Consider the following 18389-nt stretch of genomic DNA (forward strand, 5'->3'; position numbering starts at 1 on the left):
ATAACCAGGTTCGGTCAGACGATGCCTCTCAGACCATGCCTCGGAGCCACCACAGGCTCATCGCGTAGGCGATCACGAGGAGGAGGAACGAGGCCAGCGCATAGCGCCAGGTCAGTTCCTTCACGATCTCGATCTCCTCGCCGAGCGTGTCGCCGAGCGATTCGCGGATCTCGTCGTACGCGTCGGCGAGTTCGTTGCCGGTCTGTGCTTCGAACGACTCGCCACCGGTGAGTTCGGCGACGAGCTCGAGTTCGGCTGGTCGCACCGGCACCTCGACCCGCTCGCCCGACACCGGGTCGATGATCGAACCGCTGTCGGTGCCGAACGCGATGGTGAACACGGGGATGCCGCCGTCGGCGGCCAGCTGGGCTCCCTCGGGGGTGCTGCGGCCGACGGTGGTCTCGCCGTCGGTGAGCAACACGATCACGCCGGGTGCGAGGTCGGGGTCGCGGTTCTCGTCGTCTTCGACGGCGTTGAGCAACAGGTTGGTCCCGGCCGACAGCGCGTCGCCGATCGCCGTCGACAGGTCGAGTTCGAGATCGTCGATGTGGCGGGTGACGATGCTCCGGTCGAGCGTCGGGTTGACCTCGATGGTCACCACGCCGGCAAACGAGATGAGGCCGACCTCGACGTCGTCGTCGACCTCGTCGATGAAGTTCTGCGCGGCGATCTTCGCCGCCTCGAGCCGGTTCGGGTCGACGTCTTCGGCTTCCATCGACAGCGACACGTCGAACAGCACCAGGATTCGGCCGTCGCTGTTGGTGCGTTCGGTCGAGCGATCGACGGGGCGGGCGATGGCCACCACGGCAGCGGCGAGGCCGAGCAGTTGGACGGCGGCGATGAGGTGTCGCCGCCACCGGGGCCGCTTGGGGGCGACCTTGTCGAGCAGATCGACCTGGGTGAACCGAACCTGTGCAGCCCGTCGCCAGCGCAGTGACGCGACGTACGCAGCAGCCAGGAGCGCGACGACGAGCAGGAGCCAGAGGCGGCCGCCGGCGAGGAAGTCTCCGGGGATCATCGTGCGGTCACCGTTTCAACACTCCGCCGCGAACGGCTTGGACCCGACGATTCTGAACGTGCTCGATGATCGAACCGAGCCAGTCGTCGGCCGTCGAGATCTCGATCAACTCGGCGCCCGACCGCCCGAGTGCATCGTTTCGACGGTGTCGTTCGGTGGCGGCGGCCTCGCGATAGCGATCCTGCACCTTCTTGGTGACGCGGATCTCGCGGCTGAGTCCGGTCGCCGGGTCGACGAGTTCGACCAGCCCGATGGGCGGGACGTCCATCTCGCGCGGATCGTGCACGCTGATGGCGAGCAGGTCGTGGCGCAAGCCGAGCCGACCGAGCGGGCCCTGCCAGTCGTCGCCGGTGAAGTCGGAGATCACCGCGACGAACCCGCGGCGCTTGGCGATCGCACCGACCCGTTCGAGCGCTCCGGCGAGATCGGCCCGGCCGGCGCCTTCGGCCGACGGCGCCGAGGCCAGCGACGACAGGATGGCCCGCACCTGGTTCTTGCCGGCACGCGGCTGCATCACTCGAATGTTCGGCCCGGCGACGAGCACCGCTCCGAGACGGTTCTGGTTGCGGGCGGTCAGGAATCCGACCGTTGCGGCAGCGGCCATCGCCGTCTGCGCCTTGTCGTTCTCGGTGGTGCCGAACCGCATCGTCGCCGACACGTCGATCACGACCCAGGCGAGGAGATCGCGGTCGGCGATCTGTTCGCGCACGTACGTCTCGTTGGTGCGAGCGGTGACGTTCCAGTCGATCCGGCGGACGTCGTCGCCAGGCTGGTACGGGCGTGACTCGCCCGGCTCGGAGCCGTGGCCCGGGGTGAGTCCCTGGTAGTTGCCGTGCAGCACGCCGTCGAGTCGGCGGTTGATCATGAGCTCCATCGAACGCAGCATCTCGGCGGTGGCGTCGGGCGTCGGTCCGCTGACCCACGCGTGGATCGGAGCAGGCGGGGGAGTCGTCGGAGCGGTTGTCGGCGGTGAATCGACCACCGCGTCAGCTCCGCTCGAACGCGTCGTTCGGCTTCGGCGACACCCAGTTCGCCGGCACGCTCGCGAGGATGCGCTGCACCACCTGGTCGGCGGTGATGTCACGAGCCAGCGCGTCGTAGGTGAGCAGCAGGCGGTGCCGCATGATCTCGGGTGCGAGGTCGAACACGTCCTGCGGAGTGGCGTACGTGCGGCCTCGCAGCATGGCGAGTGCTCGTGCGCCGCGGATCAGATTGATCGTGGCGCGGGGACTCGCTCCGAGGCCGATGATCTCGCCGAGGTCGCCGAGATTGAAACGGTCGGGGTGCCGCGTGCACTGGACGAGGTCGACCGCGTACTGGCTCACCGAGCGGTCGACGAACACCCGATCGGCACGCGCCTGGAGTTCGAGGAGTTCGTCGAGGGTGATCACCTGCTGCGGCGACGGAGCATCGGTGGTGACGCCCATGCGATCGAGGATCGCCATCTCCTCGTCGGCGGTGGGATGGTCGAGCGTGATCTTCATCATGAAGCGGTCACGCTGCGCGTCGGGCAGGTTGTAGACGCCTTCCGACTCGATCGGGTTCTGCGTCGCGACGACGAAGAACGGTGTCGGGACGGGATGGGTCACGCCGCCGATCGTGACCTGCTGCTCCGCCATCACTTCGAGCAGCGCCGACTGGACCTTGGCCGGAGCACGGTTGATCTCGTCGGTGAGGAGGAAGTTGACGAAGACCGGGCCGAACTCGACGTCGAAGGTCTCGGTCGAGCCGCGGTAGATGCGGGTGCCGACGATGTCGGACGGCAACAGGTCGGGCGTGAACTGGATGCGAGCGAACGACCCGCCGACGACGTTCGCGAGCGTCTCGGCCGCCAGCGTCTTGGCCAGACCCGGTACCGATTCGAGCAGGCAGTGCCCTCGGCAGAGCACGCCGACGAGGAGTCGCTCGAGCAGTCGGGTCTGTCCGACGATGACCTTGCGGAGTTCGAAGAAGATCTTCTCGAACGTCTCCGCGGTCGCCCGGTCGTCCATGGGAGTCGCCGGTGCCGCCGGTGTCGGAGTGAAATTGTTGTCCGTCATGCCACGGTCGAAGATAGTGGTTGCCAGGCGCGATGTGCCGTCGACCGGCGTGTGCGCGAGCGGTTCGCCACGATGTTCTCCACCTGTTTCCGAGTGGCGTGACCGCCGGCTCATAGCCTGGTGCGTGTGACGAGCGAGGTGAGCGACCCAGGCGAGTTCGACGATCCCGGCGTCGACGTCATCACCGCCGAGGAAACGATCACCGCCAAGGAAGCCGTCACCGCCGAGGAAGCCGCTGCGGAGCGACGAGCGTCATCGATCGAGGCGGGCCGGCGCAAGGGCGGCGCCGCAGGCGCAGCCATGGCTGGGGCGATGCTCGCGATCAGCGAGATCTACGAAGGTCCCAAGCGCGACGAGATCGTCGCCGTGTCGGAATCGCCCGACGAGCCCGGCGACATCGACAAGGACGGCATGCGCATCGACGTCGGCGACGTCAGCGTCGAATCGATCCTCCCCGACGACCAACCCCCGTCATCCGGTGTCTGACACCATTTGACCGACACCGCTTGACCGGTGCGTCATCGGGTGTCAGACACCGGATGATGCGGATCGGGTGAGGTAGGCGCCGGGGCGGTCGAGGAACTTGCGGTGCCAGCGGCTCGGGGTGAGCACGAGGGCGCGCGGCTCGTCTTCGAACATCCAGCGGGCGAAGTTTCGCTTGCCCCAGTTGCCGCTGTTGGCCACCACGCGCAGCGCTCCGCGAGCACCCCACGGTTTGGCGAGCACCGAGCCCAGCGCCAGCGACATCTTGTGGTCGGCCAGCAGGTGATGCTTCACCTCGCGCTCGTACAGGTCCGCTGCTTCGCGAGGTTGGAGCGCCCCGGCGGCGATGATCGCTTCGGCGGCGAGGCGTCCGGTGAGGAGTGCCTGGCCGATGCCTTCGCCCGTCATCACGTCGGTCGCAGCAGCAGCGTCGCCGACGAAGAACACCCGGTCGCCGGTGAGCGGGAGTTGATCGACACGCGCCGGGATCGGCCACGCGGTGTGCCGTTGCTCCATCTCGAAACCTGCGCCGAGCGCCTCGACGATGTGCGGCCGCTCGAGTAGATCGGGCCAGATCGCTTTGATCTCCTTGCCCGTCCGTTCGCCGTCGCGCAGTACGCCGAACCCGATGTTGGCGCGGTTGCCAGGCAGCGGGAACGACCACGCGTAACCGGGCAGCAGGTCGGGCTCGAACCACACGAACAGTTGCTGTGCGGCGGGCCCGGTGACGTTCGACGCGTACTGCCGGAACCCGTGCCATTCACCGAGGTAGCCGGGCTCGTTGAGCGCGAGCGACTTGCGGATCGGGCTCCACATGCCGTCGGCGGCGATGACGTAGCGGCTCGTGATGGTGTGGTCGTCGGCCTCGATGGTGACGGTTGCGTCGTCGACGGCGATGCCGGTGTAGCCGACGCCGTCGAGCACCGTCGCACCGGCGACGCGGGCCAACTCCACGAGGGCGTTGTCGAGTTGGAGCCGCGGCGCGACGGCGGCGTACTTGCCGGCGTCGGGGAGCGGGATCTCGACCTGGCGGCCCGAGGGCGAGCGCAGCGCGACGCCGGACACGTCGAACCAGTCGTCGACGGTGTCGGGCCGGAAGTCGAGGTGTTCGAGTTCTCGGAGCGCCAGCGTGGTGAGCCCGTCGCCGCAGCACTTGTCGCGCGGGAAGCTCGCCTTGTCGATGACGATCACCGATCGACCGGCTCGTGCGAGTTCGATCGCTGCGGCGGTCCCGGCCGGACCTGCGCCGACGATGGTGACGTCGGCGGTCAACTGGTTCGTCATTGCCCGGCAGGATAGGAGCTGGATCGACGGGTGCGGAAGGGTTTGGTGCGAGCGCTCGACGGTCGGCGAGGTGATTTCGTCAGGGAGCCTGGAGCTGGACGCGTCGAGCAGGCTGCATGCCGTCGCGCTCCCAGGTCGTTGCCAGCGTCTGGTGAACCCGACGTCGCCACTCCGGGAGCAGCGCGACGGCGGCGTCGCCGGGGCACGCGGTGTAGGTGACGGCTCGGTGCGGCGAGATGACCGGTGTGGTGATCGTCGCTCCCGCCGGGAACTTGTCGGAGCCGCGTGACACGAACGTCGTCGAGGCGTCGCGGAACGTCCCGAGGTCGTAGCGCCCGGCGAGCCACGCGAGCGTGCGTACGAGACTGTCCTGCGCGGCAGCGGTCGGTGGCTCGGCCACATGGTTGCCGAGCAGGCAGACCAGCTGGGAGTAGCCCTGGTTGCCACCGGTGGCGCTCGCCTCGACCGGACCGTCGAGCGATCCGGCTCGCCCCTCCCAGACCGAGCCGTCGGGAGCGACGAAGAAGTTGTAGGCGACGTCCTGCCAGCGCTTCTCCGGGCCGGTGTGAAACGCGTAGATGCTGCGGATGACCGAGCGCGGATCGGACGTGTTGAAGCTGGATGCGCTGTGGTGCACGAGGAGGAACTTCACCTCCTCCGGCGGGATGTGGGCCGTCGGCGGGAGGTCGGCACCCCACTCGTCGCGCCGATGGATGCTGAGCCCGTCGGCCACGGTGAGCGCTGCGGCGGCCGGGCGTGCTCGGCTCGGCGTGGCGGTGGTCGGAGATCGGTCGTCGGTGTCGAGCGCGAGGGCGTCGGTCACGTGGTCGCCGCAGCAGATCGCCGCAGCGGTCGCGGCGGCCCCGGCGAGCATCTGCCGTCGCGTCGACTTCGATCCACCCATCGCTCACAGCCTACGGTCGGGCCCATGACTGGATTGTGTGAAGGGCGTGTCGTCATCGTGACCGGAGCGGGTCGAGGGATCGGGCGCGAGCACGCGCTCAGCCTCGCTCGCCACGGCGCGAAGGTGGTCGTGAACGACCTCGGTGGAGCGGTCGACGGTTCGGGTGGCGACTTGTCGCCGGCCGGTCAGGTCGTCGCCGAGATCACCGAGATGGGTGGCGAAGCGGTGGCGAACGGTGAAAGCGTCTCCGACTGGGAGGGCGCCAAGCGCATGGTCGATCAGGCGATCGACACATGGGGACGCCTCGATGGTCTGGTCAACAACGCCGGCATCCTGCGCGACCGCATGCTGGCGAACATGAGTGAAGAAGAATGGGATGCCGTCATCGACGTGCATCTCAAGGGCACGTTCGCTCCGGCACGCCACGCCGCGGCCTACTGGCGTGAGCAGTCGAAGGCGGGCAAGGAGGTGTCGGGTCGCATCGTCAACACGACGTCGGTGTCGGGCATCTACGGCAACATCGGCCAGACCAACTACGGCGCCGCCAAGGCCGGCATCGCGTCGTTCACCAACATCGCCGCGCTCGAACTGGCGCGCTACGGCGTCACGGTCAACGCGGTCGCTCCCGTCGCCCTCACCCGCATGACCGAAGGTCTGGGCCCGGCACCCGAGACCGACGAAGACCGTGAGGCGCAGGCCCCGAGGTGGATCGCACCGATCGTCACGTGGCTGTGCTCGGAAGAAGCAGCTGGTGTGACCGGCCGCGTGTTCGAGGCGTCGGGTCGATTCCTCGCTGTGGCCGAACCGTGGGTGCGCGGACCGTCGATCGACCCGATCGACGACCCGACACTGCTCGGTGCCGCAGTCGAAGGACTGCTCGCCGAGGCACGCGGCAACACGGGGATGAACGGCGTGACCGGAGGCCCGCCGCAGAACCTGCTCGGCGGTTCGTGACGCCGGGCGTCGAACGGCGCCGTCCGATTCGCCGCGATCGTCGCGTCGTGCTTACCGTCGGGTCATGCCCTTGAACCCAGATGCCGTCGGCGCCACCTCCGATCCGATCGAGGTCTCGTGGACCTCCAAAGATGCGCTGCTCTACGCGGTCGGCATCGGCGCAGGCCACGAAGAGCTCCCGTTCACGACCGAGAACTCGGCCGACATCGAACAGGCTGTGTTCCCGACGTTCCCCGTGGTCATCGGGTACGGCCGCGGCTCGGCGATGGGCAAGATCGGCACGTTCAACCCGGCCATGCTCGTCCACGGTCAGCAGGCGATCACGCTGCATCGCCCGATCCCGGTCGAGGGGACCGTCACGATCAGCGGCGAGATCATCGGCATGTACGACAAGGGCAAGGCGGCCGTCGTCGAGTCTCGCAACACCGCGGTGATGGACGGCGAACCGCTCTACACGACCACGATGTCGGCGTTCATCCGCGGCGAAGGTGGTTGGGGCGGCGAGCGCGGCCCGTCGGGTCCGAAGAACGTGCCGCCCGAATCGGCTCCCGATCACACCGTCGGCTACCAGACCTCTCGCGATCAGGCGTTCGTGTATCGGCTGTCGGGTGACCGCAACCCGTTGCACACCGACCCGAAGTTCGCGGCGATGGGCGGGTTCGACACGCCGATCCTCCACGGCCTCTGCACCTACGGCTTCACCGGTCGCGCGTTGCTCCACACGGTGTGCGACAGCGACCCGTCGAAGTTCCGCCACATCGAAGGTCGCTTCGCCTCCCCGGTGTTCCCCGGCGAAGCGCTCACCATCCGCATGTGGTCGGACGGACCGGGCAAGACGCTGTTCACCACGAGCGCCGGCGAGGGCGACACCGAGCGCATCGTCATCGACCAAGGCCTCCTCGAACACTCCTGACCTGTCGTTTTACCCCTGCGATCCGTCACGGGTGACGGATCGCAGGGGCAAAAACGTGAGTCAGCCGAGGATCTTGTTCTCGTGGCCCTCCCAGTACGGGTCGCGGAGCTTGCGCTTGTAGAGCTTGCCGGTCGGAAGTCGCGGCAGTTCGGCGGCGAAGTCGATCGAGCGCGGCACCTTCTGGCGTGAGAGGTGCTCGGCGCAGAACTCGGTGAGTTCGGCGGCGAGGTCGTCGTTCGGCTCGAACTCCGGCATCGGCTGCACCACGGCCTTCACCTCCTCGCCCAGGTCGGCGTTGGGGACGCCGAAGACCGCCGCGTCGGCGACCTTCGGGTGCGTGATGAGTAGGTTCTCGGTCTCCTGCGGATAGATGTTCACGCCGCCCGAGATGATCATGAACGTCGCCCGGTCGGTCAGGTACAGGAACCCGTCGGCGTCGACGTAGCCGACGTCGTTGACCGTGGTCATCGAACCGTCGCTCGACGTCGCCTCGTCGGTCTTGTCGGGGTCGTTGTGGTACTCGAACTCGGTCGCGGTCTTGAACCAGATCGTCCCCGGCTCGCCCTGGGGAAGTTCGTTCATCTCGTCGTCGGCGATGAACAGGTCGCCGAGCACGATCTTGCCGACCGTGCCCTTGTGCGCGAGCCACTCCTCGGAATTGCACGCCGCGAAGCCCAGCCCCTCGGTGGCGCCGTAGTACTCGTGGATGATCGGGCCCCACCACTCGATCATCTGCTCCTTCACCTGCACCGGGCACGGCGCCGCCGCGTGCACCGCGATCTCGAGCGACGACAAGTCGTAGCGGTGGCGGTCCTCCTCGGGCAGCTTCAGCATCCGGCTGAACATGGTCGGCACGAGCTGCGTGTGGGTCACCGAGTACTGCTCGATCAGCCGCAGGTACTCCAACGGGTCGAAGCGTTCCATGATGACGACGGTGCCACCGACGCGCAGGGTGAGGTTGACCGCCGCCTGCGGAGCGGAGTGGTACAGCGGAGCGGGCGACAGGTACACCATGTCTTCGCGGTAGTGCCACAGGTTGGAGAGGAACGTGAAGAGCGGCATCTGCTCGCTCGGTGGCTGCTCGGGGAGCGGTCGGATGATCCCCTTCGGTCGTCCGGTCGTGCCCGACGAGTAGAGCATCGCGGTGCCGAGGAACTCGTCGTCGATCGGTGTGCCCGGGTGCTCGGCGACCGCCGTGGCGAAGTCGACGACGCGAGCCGAGCCGACATCGGTGTCGGGTTCACCACCGTCGACGACGAGGACGAGCGACACACGAGGACACTGGGGGAGTGCGTCGAGCACGACATCACGTTTCGCTGCCGAGGTGATCACGACCTGCGATTCGGAGTGGTCGACGATGTACGCGACCTCGTCGGCGGTCAGGTACGAGTTGACGCACGTGTAGTAGAGCCCCGACCGCTCGCCCGCCGCGCACGACTCGAGGTACCGGTCGTTGTTCTCCATGAACACCGAGTAGTGGTCGAGGCGTCGCAACCCGTGAGCCCGGAGCAGGTGCGCGAGTCGGTTGGCCCGCCCTTCGAACTCGGCGAGGGTGACGGTCGCGCCGGTCGACGCCATGACGAAGGCCGGCCGGTCGGGATGCTGTGCGGCGTACTGGGTTGCGTACATGCCGCGACCGTAATCGCCCGCTCCGAGCCACCCGGACGCCACCGCTGCGTCATTCGGTGTCTGACACCGAATGACGCAGCGGGGTCAGGGCGTGCAGGTCTGGACGAGGTGGGCGACCGCGTCGGCGAGCGCGATGTCGGCGCTGTCGCCGGACTTGCGGTCCTTGACCTCGATGGTCGGCTCGTCGGCGGCGATGCCGCGGCCGCACACGGCGATGGTCGGCACGCCGATCAGTTCGGCGTCTTTGAACCGCACCCCCGGCGAGACCTTGACGCGGTCGTCGAACAGCACGCGGAGTCCGGCGGCTTCGAGTTCGGCCGCCAGTTGCTCGGCTGCGGGCCGCTGCGGGCCGTCTTCCTTGCCCGCCATGATGAGGTGGACGTCGGCGGGAGCCAGCTCGCGCGGCCAGCACAGCCCGATGTCGTCGACGGTGGCTTCGGCGACCGCGGCCAGGCAGCGGGTGACGCCGACGCCGTACGAGCCCATCGTGGGCGTGGCCGGTTTGCCGTCTTCGCCCTGCACCCACAGGTCGAGCGATTCGGCGTACTTGCGGCCGAGCTGGAAGATGTGACCGATCTCGATGCCTCGCGCGATCTCGACCTCGGACGAGCACGCCGGGCACGTGTCGCCAGGCAGGATCTCGGCGGCTTCGATCACGCCGTCGGGCGTGAAGTCGCGGCCGGCGGTGAGGCCGATGACGTGACGGTTGTAGGCGTCGGCGCCGGTGATCCACGTGGTGCCGGTGACCACCCGCGGGTCGACCAGGTAACGGATGCCGGTGGCGTTGTCGAGGCCGAGCACACCCGGTCCGATGTAGCCCTTGGCGAGCGCGGGGTACTGCTTGAAATCGTCGTCGCCGAACGGCACGGCCTCGGCCGGGGCGACCACGGCCTCGAGTCGCTTCATGTCGACATCCCGGTTGCCCGGAATGCCGATCGCCAACGGCTCGACCGTGCCGTCGGGGTGCTTGAGGTTGACGACGAGGTTCTTGAGCGTGTCGGCGGCCGTCCAGTCGCGGTCGGAATGGCGCAGCGCCGGATCGGCGTTGACGAAGTCGACGAGCGTCTCGATGGTCGGCGTCTTCGGCGTGTCGTGCACGACCGCGTCGGGAAGACCGGCGAGGTCGATGTCGTCGGGCACCGGAGTGGTGACCGCTTCGACGTTGGCCGCGTAGTCGCAGTTGGTGCAGCGGATGTAGGTGTCTTCCCCCACCTCCATGGGCGACAGGAACTCCTCCGACTGCGATCCGCCCATCGCTCCCGACATGGCCGACACGATGACGTAGGGGAGTCCGAGGCGTTCGAACAGCGAGATGTACGCGTTGCGGTGCATCTCGTACGACTCGTCGAGACCCTCGTCGGTGAGGTCGAAGCTGTACGAGTCCTTCATCACGAACTCGCGCGTGCGCAGCAGGCCGGCGCGCGGCCGGGCCTCGTCGCGGTACTTCGTCTGGATCTGGTAGATGCTCAGCGGCAGATCCTTGTACGACCCGATGATGTCCTTGACCATCAGGGTGAACATCTCCTCGTGCGTCGGAGCGAGCAGGAAGTCGGCACCGCGCCGGTCCTGCAACCGGAAGAGGTTGTCGCCGTACTCGGTCCAGCGGCCGGTCTGCTCGTACGGTTCGCGGGGGAGCAGCGCGGGGAAGTGGACCTCCTGGGCGCCCGCCGCGTTCATCTCCTCTCGGACGACGCGTTCGATGTTGCGGTACACCTCCCAGCCGAGCGGCAGCCAGGCGAAACCACCAGGGGCGACGCGGCGGATGTATCCCGCACGGACGAGCAGCCGGTGGCTCGGAACCTCGGCGTCGGCCGGGTTGTCGCGCAGGGTCTTCAGGAGCAGTTTCGACATGCGGAGCACGCCGAGAACCTATCTGCCGAGAGGGCGCGCCGACCGGAGGGTTGTCAGCCTGCGGTGTCGCCGTCGATCGATTCGCGGATGAGGTCGGCGTGGCCGCAGTGGCGGGCGTACTCCTCGATCATGTGGACCATGATCCAGCGGAGGCTGTAGCGCTCGCCGCTCGGGCTGGTGGCCGTCGACAGTTGGTCGAGCGAGTCGGCAGCGGCGGCGCGGCGTCGAGCGTCGTTGCACGCCTCGTCGAACTCGGCGAGCAGTTGGTCGACGGGCAGTGTTTCGGCTCGCGTCATCTCGGCGTCGGGGTCGGCTTCCCAGTCGAGTGCGGCGGCGTACGCCGGTTCGGGCTGCCCGTCGAAGCGTTCGAGGAACCAGCAGTTCTCGACGCCGGTCATGTGGCCGATGAGCCGGGCGAGTGAGAGTGACGACGGTGGCAACGTGATGTTGAGTTGCGTCGAGTCGAGGCCCCAGGCGCGATCGAGGAACGCGGCCCGGTACTGGTCGAGGAACGCGTTCAACGTGGTCCGTTCGTCGGCGGCGAACGGAATCGGGGGAACGGGCGGGCGAGTCATGTGGCGACCGTAGGCGACCCGGCGTTCGCCAAGACGACGAGTTGCGTGCCGTCGAGGTTCGTGTCTAGGCCGTCGTGTGCGCGATCAGTTCGAGGCGACGCCAGATCCAGACGAGGATGAGCACCGAGCCGACGAGGCCGAACCAGAACGGGCCGGTCACGCCCCACACACGGGCGATCACGCCGCCGATGGCTGCGCCGACGACGAGGCCGCCGTACCCGCCGGTCATGTAGACGGCGCCGACGCGACCTTGGAACCGGGTGGGAACGGCGCGTTGGCGCACCGACGTCGCCACCGTGCCCCAGATCGCTTCGTGCATGCCGAACGCGAAGAAGATCGGCATCGCAGTCCACGGCGACGTCGACAGCGCGAGCCCGAGGTGGGTGAAGGTCTCGATGAGCAAGCCCGCACGCATGATCTGCCCGATCGAGAAGCGGCGTTCGAGCCGGCCGTAGATGCCGGCGCCGAGGAGCCCGCCGAGCGCTCCGACCGTCGTCAACAATCCGAAACCGACGGCCCCCAGCCCCAGCCGTTCGAGCGCGTACAGCACCAGGATCGACCACGCGGCGCCGAAGGTGACGTTGAACGACACGGCCATGATCGTGAGCGTGCGCACCGGCGGGTGGTTCCACAGCCACCGGACACCTTCGACGATGTCGGTGCGAACCCGAAACCGAACACCGGGCGCGTCCGGGTCGATGCCGTCGACGGCATCGTCGGTCGGCACCATCGACGTGGCGATCCGGAGCGTGAGCACACTGCCGAAAACGAACAGCAGCGTGCTGGCGGCGAAGGGCCAGGCGGCGCCGACCGTGAACAGCAACGCCCCGAGCGGCGGCCCGACGAGACGGTTGATCGTGATCTGACCGAAGATGAGCCGCGAGTTCCCGGTGCCGATGTCGGCGTGATCGACCACCATCGGGAGCAACGTGTTCGAGGTGCTGTCGACGAACGCTTCGGCGACGCCGGCCAGGAACAGTGCGACCAGCACCACCCACACGCTGACGGCGTCGAACGCGACCGTGGCGGCGAGCGCGGCCACGACGGCGCCCCGCGCGAGGTTGGCCACGACGATGAGCCGCTTGCGGTCGACGCGGTCGGCGAGCACGCCGGCGTAGAGCCCGAACGCGAGAAACGGGATCCACTGCAGGGCGGTGGCGAGTGCGATCAGCTGCGGATTGCGCGTCTGCGACGCGACGAGCAGCGGCCCCGCTGCCAGCGAGACACCGTCACCGAGGTTCGAGATCCACTGCGATCCGACGAGCCACCGGTAGTCGCGGCCCATCCGAGACGGGAACGCCGCCTCGAGAGCCCGTTGCACCGCTCGGACGGTACCCGGAAGATCCCCTCCCGACGGCCCGTTTCCGCTGCTATCATCGGATTCCGCAAATTGGTTCGTTTGACCAAGGCGTGGGGCTCAGCCTCACGCCTTGTTTGTTGAATGGACCCTGAATCCGTCCAGAACAACCGCATCTCGAACACCCGAAGCTCGAAAGGAGGCAGATCGATGGCAGCAACAGAACTCGAACGTGTGCGAGCGCTCGTCGAACCGATCGCCTCCGACCTCGAACTCGACCTGTACGACGTCGAGCGTCGCAGCAACGTCGTGCGCATCACGCTCGACACGCCGCCGGGCTCCGACGGCGGCATCAGCCTCGACACGCTGTCGCTCGTCACGCGGCTCATCTCTCGCGAGATCGACCACGAGGATCCGATCGCCGGTCAGTTCACCCTCGAGGTCACGAGCCCGGGCCTCGAACGTCCGCTGCGCACCGCCGAGCACTTCCAGCGGGAAGTCGGCAAAGAGATCACGGTTCGGCTCGCCGGTCACGCCGTGGTCGAGGGCGAAGACCGACGCATCGACGGCGAGCTCGTCGCCGCCGACGACACCACCGCCACGATCCGCACCGGTGACGGCGTCGAACGGGTCATCGAGATCAGCGGGGTCGACAAGGCACGCACGATCTTCGAGTGGGGTCCCAAGCCCAAGCCGGGCGGCTCCAAGAAATCATCCGCATCGCGAGAAAAAAGGGAGAAGCAACAGTCGTGACGAATCTCGACATGAGCGAAGCCATCTCATTGCTGGCCCAGGAGAAGGGGCTGTCGGAAGACGCCCTGTTGCACGTCCTCGTCGACGCGCTCGCCTCCGCCTACAAGCGTCGTCCCGACGCGGCCGACGAGGTCGTCGTCGAGGTCAACCCGGAGACGATGGACTTCACGTTCATCGGCTACGACGTCGACGAAGACGGCAACTGGGTGAACGAGCGTGACGACACGCCGAAGAAGGAAGAGATGGGTCGCATCGCGGCGCAGACCTTCCGTCAGGTGATGAGCCAACGCATCCGCGAGGTCGAATCCGACCGCAAGTTCGAGGAATACGCGAACCGCGAAGGCGACATCGTCACCGGCATCATCCAGCGCACCGACGCTCGCTACACCCTCCTCGACCTCGGTCGCGCCGAAGCGCTGCTCCCGCAGGCCGAGCAGGTGCCGTTCGAGCGTCCCGACCAGGGTGAGCGTCAGAAGGCGTACATCGTCGAAGTGCGTCGTACGCCGAAGGGCCCGCAGATCGTGGTCTCGCGCACGCACCCCGGCCTCATCAAGCGGCTCTTCGAACTCGAAGTGCCCGAGATCGCCGACGGCATCGTCGAGATCAAGGCCTGCGCTCGCGAACCCGGACACCGCACGAAGATCGCCGTCTGGTCGAACGACCACAACGTCGATCCGGTCGGCGCCTGCGTCGGCGCCCGTGGCGGCCGTGTGCGCATGGTCGTCAACGAGATGCGTGGCGAGAAGATCGACATCGTTCCCTTCTCCGAAGACATCAACGACTTCGTGGCCAAGGCGCTCTCGCCGGCGAAGGTGACGCAGGTCATCATCTCCGACGACGGCACGCAGGCCGACGTGATCGTGCCCGACCACCAGCTCAGCCTGGCGATCGGCCGTGAAGGTCAGAACGCCCGTCTCGCCGCCCGCCTCACCGGCGTGCGCGTCGACATCCGCTCCGAGACGCAGCTGGCCGAAGGCATCCCCTCCGGCGGTCGCGACGAGGAGAACGTCGAGTACGCCGACGGCCAGTGGGTCGCCAACAAGGAGACCGGCGAGATGGAGTGGCACGCCAGCGATGGCTCGGTCATCAGCGAGTCGGCGTGGCAAGACCAGGCCGCTGCCGAGGCTGCCGCTCAACGCCAGGCCAACCGCGACGCCGAAGACGCCGCTGCGGCAGCAGGCGAGAGCGAGCTTCCCGCCGGCGCTCACGCACCGCTCGAAGATCCGAACGAAGCTCCCGAGGGGTACCCCATCAAGGGGAACACCGATTCGATGAAGTTCCACATGCCCGATGGCCGTTACTACAAGGTGACGGTTGCCGAAGTCTGGTTCGACACCGAGGAGTCGGCCGCTGCGGCCGGGTACCAGAAGGTGGGCTCGCCAGGTTGATCGTCTCATGCCCATCCGCAGCTGCATCGGCTGTCGCCAACGCCGACCGTCGCACGAACTCGTTCGTGTCACGCGGTCGTTCGACGACGACGGCAACTCGATCATCACGGTCGACGGTGCCAGCAACGGACGTGGGGCATGGCTGTGCCGGTCGAGCGATGGGCTCGTCGAACACGGCTGCCGAGACATGGCGATCACTCGAAAACAGTTCGCTCGAGCATGGCGCTCGACACTTACATCAGACGACGTCCAACGAATCCGCCAGGCAACTGGCAATTCGCCATGCGACGTGAGGGAATGACGACAGGGAAAGGTTGAATCGAAACGTGCCTGCGAAGAAGATCCGTATCCACGAGCTCGCGAAAGAGCTCGGGATGACCAATGGAGAGCTGCTCGACTTGGCGAAAGCTGCGAGCGTGGCTGCCAAGGGCCCCTCATCGTCCCTGCAAGAGGCGTACGCCGACATGCTCCGCCGCCGCGCGGAGCGTGAGGGCCTGACTCGAGACGAGCAGCCCGAAGAGCCGAAGCCGGTCAAGAAGGCTGCCAAGAAGAAGGCTGCCAAGAAGACCGCGGCCAAGAAGACGGCCGCCAAGAAGACCGCGGCCACCAAGTCGTCGGCTGCGAAGAAGACGGTGTCGTCGAAGAAGGCTGCTGCCTCGACCGACGACAGCGCCGAGACGCCAGACGCGCCCGTCGCCGACGAGCCCGCAGCAGCCGCCCCCGCAGCCGAGGCACCGGCTGCCAAGCCGGCACCTCGCGGTCCCGACAGTCTCCCGTCGAAGCCGCCGCCGCCCGCGCCGCCGTCACCGGTGTCGAAGCCGGCCGCTCCGGCCACGCCGCCGCCGGCACCCGCACCTGCTCCGGCCTCAGCTCCCGAGACCCCGTCGGGTCCTTCTGCGGCCGACCTCGTCGTGCTCGCTGCCGAAGGCAAGCCGATTCCGAAGACCGCTGCGACGAAGCCGGCTCCCGCGCCGGAACCCGCGCCCGAACCGCCGGCGCCCGAGCCGCGTCGTGTCATCTCGAGCGCTCGTCCGAGCGCCGACGGCACCCCGCCGCCCGAGACGACCACGGCGCTTCCCGCCGACGTGTCGGCGACGCCCGAAGCAAAAGCACCGCTGAGCCCGTCGGGCAAGGCCGTGCCGCCGCCTCCCGGTGCCGCCAAGCCGCTGTCGCCGTCCGGCAAGCCGATTCCGCCGCCTCCCGGTTCGTCGCGTCCCGCGCCGGCCAACCGTGGCGCCCGCCCCGGTGGCGGTGGCGGCTACAACCGTCCTGGTGGCGGTGGTGGCCCCCGTCCTGGTGGCGGCCCCGGTGGCGGTCCGCGTCCCGGTGGCGCAGGTCGCCCTGGCGGCGGTCGCAGACCGCCTCGTCGTACCGGTCGCCGTCGGCGCCGTCGCGACCAAGACGAGCTGCAGCCCCAGCTCACGCAGTACACGTCGTCCGATGTTCCCGTCCCCGAGGGCGAGATCATCATCGAACGTGGCGTGTCGGCGCAGGAGTTCGGCCCGAAGCTGAACCGCACGTCGGCCGACGTGTTGCGCTTCCTGCTCACCAACGGCGAGATGGTCACCGCGACCATGGCACTCGCCGACGAGCAGATGGAGCTCTTCGCGCTCGAAGTCGGCGCCGAGATCCTGATGGTCGAGCCCGGCCAGCAGGAAGAGGTCGAGCTGCAGAAGTTGTTCGACGATGCCGACGACGACGAGGACTTGGAGCCGCGCGCCCCGGTCATCACCGTCATGGGCCACGTCGACCACGGCAAGACCACGCTGCTCGACCGCATCCGCGGTGCCAACGTCGTCGACGGTGAAGCCGGCGGCATTACGCAGCACATCGGTGCCTACACCGTCGAGAACGAGCACGGCTCGGTCACCTTCCTCGACACGCCGGGCCACGCAGCGTTCACGCAGATGCGTGCACGTGGTGCCGACGCCACCGACATCGTCGTGTTGATGGTGGCGGCCGACGACGGTCTCATGCCGCAGACGATCGAAGCGATCAACCACGCACGGGCGGCAGAGGTGCCGATCGTCGTGGCGGTCAACAAGATCGACAAGCCCAACGCCGATCCGCAGCGCGTGCTCACACAGCTCGCCGAGTACGAACTCGTTCCCGAGTCGTGGGGCGGCGACACGATCGTCGTCGAGATGTCGGCGCTCAACGGCGACGGCGTCGACGAGATGATCGAACAGCTCCAGTTGGTCGCCGAGCTCGAAGAGCTCCAGGCCAACCCGAACGGCCGGGCCAAGGGCATCGTCATCGAAGCGCAGCTCGACAAGGGTCGTGGCCCCGTGGCCACGGTGCTCGTCGACAAGGGCACGCTCAAGGTCGGCGATCCGATCGTCGCCGGTGGTGCCTGGGGCAAGGTCCGAGCGATGATCAACGACAAGGGCGAGCAGATCAAGTCCGCCGGCCCCTCGACGCCGGTCCAGGTGCTCGGTCTGTCCGACGTGCCCGAAGCGGGCGACGAGTTCCGTGCAGCTCCCGACAACAAGATCGCCCAGACCGTGGGCGAGGCTCGGGCACTGCGCCTCAAGGCCCGTCACCTGCGTGAGGATTCGCGAGTCAAGACCGGCACCAAGCTGGAAGACATCTTCGCTCAGATCCAGGCCGGCGAGAAGGCCGAACTCAACCTGTTGCTGAAAGCCGACGTGCAGGGATCGCTCGAAGCCGTCACCGGTTCGCTGCGTCAGCTCGACACCGACGAAGTCGAGTTGTCGTTCGTGCACCGTGCCGTCGGTGGCATCACCGAGAACGACATCACGCTGGCCGAGGCGACCAACGCCACGATCATCGGCTTCAACGTCCGTCCCGACGGCAAGGCTCGCAAGGCCGCCGATCAGGCCGACGTCGAGATCCGCACCTACGAGATCATCTACAAGCTGCTCGAAGACATCGAGCTGTCGATGGTCGGCATGCTCGATCCCGAGTTCGAGGAGCAGGTCACCGGCGAAGCCGAGGTCCGCGAGATCTTCCGGGTGCCCAAGCAGGGTGCGATCGCCGGTTGCATGGTCACGTCGGGTGTCATCACCCGCGGTTCCAAGGTTCGCTTCATCCGCGACGGAACGATCATCTGGAAGGGCGCGATCGAATCGCTGCGTCGCTTCAAGGACGATGCCAAGGAAGTCCGCGAGGGCTTCGAGTGCGGTATCGGCCTCGACGACTTCCAGGATCTCAAGCCGGGTGACGTCATCGAGACCTACGAAGACGTCGCGGTCGAGCGCACCGCGCTGTAACCGTCTCGGCGCTCGCGCCGTGATCTGGTCGGCGCTCGCGCCGTGACCTCGAGTTCTGCCCCTCAGAT

16 protein-coding genes are annotated in these 18389 nt (G+C 67.6%); 7 read left to right on the top strand and 9 right to left on the bottom strand.

The features are described from left to right. Nucleotides 1-28: 28 nt before the first annotated feature. From YM304_RS07900 to YM304_RS07910, 3 genes are read right to left on the bottom strand one after another with little or no spacing between them, the layout of a single operon-like run. Nucleotides 29-1018, bottom strand: coding sequence for a VWA domain-containing protein (locus YM304_RS07900; RefSeq protein ID WP_015441136.1), 990 nt, complete (start codon nt 1016-1018; stop codon nt 29-31). A gap of 7 nt (nt 1019-1025) precedes the next feature. Beyond that, entirely contained in the window at nt 1026-2000 is a 975-nt protein-coding gene (locus YM304_RS07905) for a DUF58 domain-containing protein (RefSeq protein WP_015441137.1), read from the bottom strand. Between the two features lie 4 nt (nt 2001-2004). Then, nucleotides 2005-3057 carry an AAA family ATPase gene (locus YM304_RS07910; protein WP_154723363.1) on the bottom strand — a complete coding sequence of 351 codons (1053 nt, stop codon included), beginning with the start codon at nt 3055-3057 and terminating at the stop codon, nt 2005-2007. Nucleotides 3058-3183: 126 nt separating this feature from the next. On the opposite strand from YM304_RS07910, the gene YM304_RS07915 reads away from it, so the two are divergent. Then, nucleotides 3184-3543, top strand: a complete 360-nt coding sequence (locus YM304_RS07915) for a hypothetical protein (protein WP_015441139.1) — start codon at nt 3184-3186, stop codon at nt 3541-3543. A gap of 42 nt (nt 3544-3585) precedes the next feature. Here YM304_RS07915 and YM304_RS07920 read toward each other — a convergent pair whose 3' ends face one another. Continuing rightward, complete coding sequence (locus tag YM304_RS07920) at nt 3586-4824, bottom strand: NAD(P)/FAD-dependent oxidoreductase (protein WP_015441140.1); 1239 nt, start codon at nt 4822-4824, stop codon at nt 3586-3588. A gap of 79 nt (nt 4825-4903) precedes the next feature. Continuing rightward, nucleotides 4904-5728: an N-acetylmuramoyl-L-alanine amidase gene (locus YM304_RS22210; protein ID WP_015441141.1), complete on the bottom strand. Its 825-nt coding sequence runs from the start codon at nt 5726-5728 to the stop codon at nt 4904-4906. Nucleotides 5729-5752: 24 nt separating this feature from the next. Here YM304_RS22210 and YM304_RS07930 point away from each other — a divergent pair, with 24 nt between their 5' ends. Both YM304_RS07930 and YM304_RS07935 read left to right on the top strand, forming a co-directional pair. Beyond that, the gene (locus tag YM304_RS07930; protein WP_015441142.1) at nt 5753-6682 is read left to right on the top strand and encodes an SDR family oxidoreductase; all 930 of its coding nucleotides are present in this window, start codon (nt 5753-5755) and stop codon (nt 6680-6682) included. Nucleotides 6683-6746: 64 nt separating this feature from the next. Further along, entirely contained in the window at nt 6747-7595 is an 849-nt protein-coding gene (locus YM304_RS07935) for a MaoC/PaaZ C-terminal domain-containing protein (RefSeq protein WP_015441143.1), read from the top strand. A gap of 60 nt (nt 7596-7655) precedes the next feature. Here YM304_RS07935 and YM304_RS07940 read toward each other — a convergent pair whose 3' ends face one another. From YM304_RS07940 to YM304_RS07955, 4 genes are all read right to left on the bottom strand, one after another. After that, nucleotides 7656-9224, bottom strand: a complete 1569-nt coding sequence (locus tag YM304_RS07940) for an AMP-binding protein (RefSeq protein WP_015441144.1) — start codon at nt 9222-9224, stop codon at nt 7656-7658. A gap of 84 nt (nt 9225-9308) precedes the next feature. After that, a complete protein-coding gene (locus tag YM304_RS07945; protein ID WP_041299287.1) occupies nt 9309-11075 on the bottom strand; it encodes a proline--tRNA ligase in 1767 nt (588 codons plus the stop codon). A 53-nt stretch (nt 11076-11128) separates the two neighbouring features. Then, on the bottom strand, nt 11129-11650 hold the full coding sequence (locus YM304_RS07950; protein ID WP_015441146.1) for a DinB family protein: 522 nt from the start codon (nt 11648-11650) through the stop codon (nt 11129-11131). Nucleotides 11651-11714: 64 nt separating this feature from the next. Further along, nucleotides 11715-12971, bottom strand: coding sequence for an MFS transporter (locus tag YM304_RS07955; RefSeq protein ID WP_015441147.1), 1257 nt, complete (start codon nt 12969-12971; stop codon nt 11715-11717). A gap of 186 nt (nt 12972-13157) precedes the next feature. Here YM304_RS07955 and YM304_RS22215 point away from each other — a divergent pair, with 186 nt between their 5' ends. From YM304_RS22215 to infB, 4 genes are read left to right on the top strand one after another with little or no spacing between them, the layout of a single operon-like run. Then, entirely contained in the window at nt 13158-13700 is a 543-nt protein-coding gene (locus YM304_RS22215; RefSeq protein WP_015441148.1) for a ribosome maturation factor RimP, read from the top strand. A gap of 11 nt (nt 13701-13711) precedes the next feature. Further along, nucleotides 13712-15088: a transcription termination factor NusA gene (gene nusA / locus YM304_RS07965; RefSeq protein ID WP_041298118.1), complete on the top strand. Its 1377-nt coding sequence runs from the start codon at nt 13712-13714 to the stop codon at nt 15086-15088. 7 nt (nt 15089-15095) lie between these two features. Then, nucleotides 15096-15389, top strand: coding sequence for a YlxR family protein (locus YM304_RS25760; protein WP_015441150.1), 294 nt, complete (start codon nt 15096-15098; stop codon nt 15387-15389). Between the two features lie 25 nt (nt 15390-15414). Beyond that, nucleotides 15415-18321: a translation initiation factor IF-2 gene (gene infB, locus YM304_RS07975; protein WP_015441151.1), complete on the top strand. Its 2907-nt coding sequence runs from the start codon at nt 15415-15417 to the stop codon at nt 18319-18321. Nucleotides 18322-18389 lie beyond the last annotated feature (68 nt).

The sequence above is a fragment of the Ilumatobacter coccineus YM16-304 genome, from assembly GCF_000348785.1.
GTDB classification, from domain to species: Bacteria; Actinomycetota; Acidimicrobiia; order Acidimicrobiales; family Ilumatobacteraceae; genus Ilumatobacter_A; species Ilumatobacter_A coccineus.